Raw genomic sequence first — 3,381 nt, 5'->3', positions numbered from 1 at the left:
TTAAGGCCGTTGCGATGGCCGGCCACAAGTCTATCGGCGTCGTCATCCTTGTGCTGATGGTCGGCCGCATCGCCTGGCGTCGTGCCAATCCACAACCGCGCGACCTGGGCAGCATCCCCGTGCTGAACTACATCGCCCACCTGGTACATATTTTTTTGTATGTGTTGCTGCTCCTCCAGCCGCTGGTGGGCATCCTCATGTCCCAGGCCTATGGCTATCCGGTCTCCGTTTTTGGAATCTTCAGACTGCCTCCGTTGGTATGGCAAAGTTCGTCGCTGGGAAATTTCTTGCGGGAGGCTCACGGCGTGACCGCCGCCCTGCTTGCGACCTTCATTGTCATCCATGTTGCGGCCGCGTTGAAACATCACTTTGTCGATCGGGATCGGACGCTGAGGCGCATGCTCTTCGGGTGACGGATTCGTAAAAAAAACCGATCCGCTTTCAGGCAAGCCATAGAATCCCGTTGGGCCATGGTAAACGTACATTCAGATTTCAATTTTTATGCGGAAAGAGGAGCCATGTCATGCATCAGGTCATGATCCATCCGGCAAGCTACGAGACCGTCCGTGGGGCGATAGACCATGCCTTTGATTTGTTTCCCCAGGATCTTAAAAATAAACAGGTCGTTATCAAGCCCAACGTGCTGCGGGGATCAAAGGCCGCCGAGGGAATTGTCACCCATCCGGCCGTACTGGCTGCGGTGGTCGAAAAAGTGCAAACCATGGGTCCGGCTTCGATTGTCGTGGGTGACAATCCCGGCCTTTTCAGCTACGGCGCCAATGAGGCAGCCTTCGAGCAGACCGGTCTCATGGCCGCCGCCCGTGGCACTTACCGCAACATCGGTTTAGATGCGGTTTCTTTGCCCTTTCACCCTGATTTCGTGGAGACGGTGAACGTTTCTCGTGCCATCGTCGATGCAGACATCGTCATCAGTCTGCCCAAGTTCAAAACCCACGGACTTACGGTCATGACCGGCGCCATCAAGAACAGCTACGGTATCCTGCCCGGCGCACAGAAGGCCAGGTTGCACAAGCTCGCCGGTAATCCATCCCGGTTTCACGATCTGGTGGTGGAGGTGTTCAGGCTGCGTGTCCCGGACCTGTTCATCGTCGATGCGGTCGTGGGCATGGAGGGCAACGGCCCGGCCTCGCCGGAACTGCGCGAGATCGGCCTGATTCTGGCTGGGGACAACGCCGTGGCCGTAGACGCGGTCATGGCGGCCATGATGGGACTGGATCCAAGTCGGCTGCGATTTCTCAGGAGAGCCGCCGAAGCCGGTCTGGGCGCCTGGAACTTGGAGGAGATTCGAATCGACGGCAATCTGGCGCAATTGGATAATTTTAAGCTGCCGCCATTGGGCGGCGAGGCCATCCAGGACAATGCAGCCGTTCAGGAGATGTTGGAAAGCAAAACCCGGCTCACGCCCCGGGCGGATCCAGACGGCTGCACGGCCTGCGGCACCTGTGTGGAGCAGTGTCCCGCCCAGGCGCTGTCCATGCCCGAAGATTTGCCCCAGGTGGACATGGGCCTTTGCGTAACCTGCTTTTGCTGCCAGGAGATTTGCCCGGAAAAGGCCATGGTCCTGCAGTAATACGCACAACAGGGAAAACCCGGAATGAAGAACGCCTATCTCGCCTTCTGCTCGCCGGCCGGGTCCACCGGCCATGTGGCCCGGGTCATCGCCGATGCCCTTGAAGAGAGATCCGTCAGCATCCACCTGCTGGATTTAAGTGCCGGTCAGGATCCTTCCCCTTTCATCGAATTGCTGAAAACTGCCGATGCAGACGATTGTCTTTTTGTCGGGTCGCCGGTTTATCGGGATGTGGCCGTTCCGCTCATCTCAGGTCGCCTCATTTCTGTGATAGATTCTTTTTCCAAATGTAATCTGCAATGAACTGGAAACGCTGCCATTTCCCATATGTAGTGGTGCTTGTAATTTACATATAATCCGGTTGCTTAGGGACATACTGGCAAGAGCACCAGTAAACACACGAAGCGGAGGGGGCCGTTTTTATGCGATAGCCATCGCGTATTTGCTCGGCCATGAAAATTTTACCTCTGATCAGAGGAGCATCTATCCCAGCATTTGACAAGGATGCGATTTGGAAGCTACTCTCAATGTATCACCAAGTCGACAATACAACGGGAGGTTACATGTAATGGATAAGATCAACTTAGGATCAACTATACCCGCATATCCCATGCCTGTTTCGCTTGTTGGTGCACATGTGGAGGGCAAACCGAATTTTTTGGCCGTGGCATGGTTTACCATGGCGAGTTATAAACCACCAAGAATTGCCATTTCCCTTGGGAAGGGCCATCATACTAATCCTGGAATAAAGGAAAATAAAACCTTTAGCGTTTGCTTGCCTTCGGAGGATATGGTCGAAATAACTGATTATTGCGGAATTGTCTCAGGTAAAAAATCCGATAAATCGGAAATTTTTGATCTTTTTTATGGGGAGTTGAAAACAGCCCCGCTGATCAGAGACTGTCCATTATGCATGGAATGTAAGCTGGTGGAAATTGTTGAAAGTGGTCCAAATGAAATATTCATTGGTGAAATTGTGGGAACCTACACAGAAGAGAAATTTCTGACTGATGGCAAATTGGATTTTAGAAAAATGAAACCTTTGATACTTTCCCAACCGGACACTTCTTATTGGCGCCTTGGACAACAGGTGGCCAAAGCTTGGAATATTGGTAAAAGATATAAAGTTAAACGCAAGTAATATCGTTTACAAAACCTAATGTATCGTCAACAAACAAAGGATTTTAATAAAGTGAACCCAGGGGGAGTTGTAATTCCTGTTTTACGAGTGAAAATCTGGGTTTGATACCTCCAATTGATCACCAGCTTGGGCAATGACCGTGTAACAAAGACGCTCTCAATATAAATCATTACGCTGAAAAATGACACGTTGAGGGAAAAAAAGGTGAACGATTTAATTTGTTACTGTTTCGAATACTCCGTTCATGATATCCAAAAAGATTATCAAGATAACGGAAAATCCACGATAATGGAAAAAATCCAAACAGAAAAGAAATTTGGTAATTGCCAATGCGGAATAAAAAATCCAAAGGGCAAATGATGTTTAGGAGATGTTCGCCAGGTGGTGGACAAGGTGAAAAGTAAAAGGTAAAACGTTACCCTTTTTGGTATCATCCGATCACTGGATTTTTAATGGTCAACAGAACACCGATTATCTCAATCAATCTGAAATTGGGCTAAAACTGAAATATGGTATTGTTATCTGTACCAAGCCCTTGAATGATTTCGGATCACCGGAATGTGGATATCTATAATCGAGGCTTACTGATGAATATTTGGAGGAATCATTAAAAAAAGGCAAGGCCCTTTTTTGACCCTGCCTTCAATTG

At 49.7% G+C, this 3,381-nt stretch carries 4 protein-coding genes; all 4 read left to right on the top strand.

Annotation, left to right across the window (positions count from 1 at the left end):
• On the top strand, positions 1–413 hold a 413-nt coding region (locus tag ABYV26_RS23285), incomplete at its 5' end, for a cytochrome b (RefSeq protein ID WP_372683746.1).
• A gap of 110 nt (positions 414–523) precedes the next feature.
• Positions 524–1,591, top strand: a complete 1,068-nt coding sequence (locus tag ABYV26_RS23280) for a DUF362 domain-containing protein (RefSeq protein ID WP_372683745.1) — start codon at positions 524–526, stop codon at positions 1,589–1,591.
• A gap of 24 nt (positions 1,592–1,615) precedes the next feature.
• Positions 1,616–1,894 carry a hypothetical protein gene (locus tag ABYV26_RS23275; protein WP_372683744.1) on the top strand — a complete coding sequence of 93 codons (279 nt, stop codon included), beginning with the start codon at positions 1,616–1,618 and terminating at the stop codon, positions 1,892–1,894.
• 265 nt (positions 1,895–2,159) lie between these two features.
• A complete protein-coding gene (locus tag ABYV26_RS23270) occupies positions 2,160–2,732 on the top strand; it encodes a flavin reductase family protein (protein ID WP_372683743.1) in 573 nt (190 codons plus the stop codon).
• Positions 2,733–3,381 lie beyond the last annotated feature (649 nt).

This window comes from Desulfosarcina sp., assembly GCF_041551955.1.
Lineage (GTDB): Bacteria > Desulfobacterota > Desulfobacteria > Desulfobacterales > Desulfosarcinaceae > Desulfosarcina.
Note: the sequence above shows the minus strand (reverse complement) of the source record. Positions and strands in the feature narration are given on the sequence as shown.

Excerpts from the sequence above, each read along its gene's own strand:
- ABYV26_RS23280 (WP_372683745.1), top strand. The coding sequence starts at position 524 with ATGCATCAGGTCATGATCCATCCGGCAAGCTACGAGACCGTCCGTGGG.
- ABYV26_RS23275 (WP_372683744.1), top strand. The coding sequence starts at position 1,616 with ATGAAGAACGCCTATCTCGCCTTCTGCTCGCCGGCCGGGTCCACCGGC.
- ABYV26_RS23270 (WP_372683743.1), top strand. The coding sequence starts at position 2,160 with ATGGATAAGATCAACTTAGGATCAACTATACCCGCATATCCCATGCCT.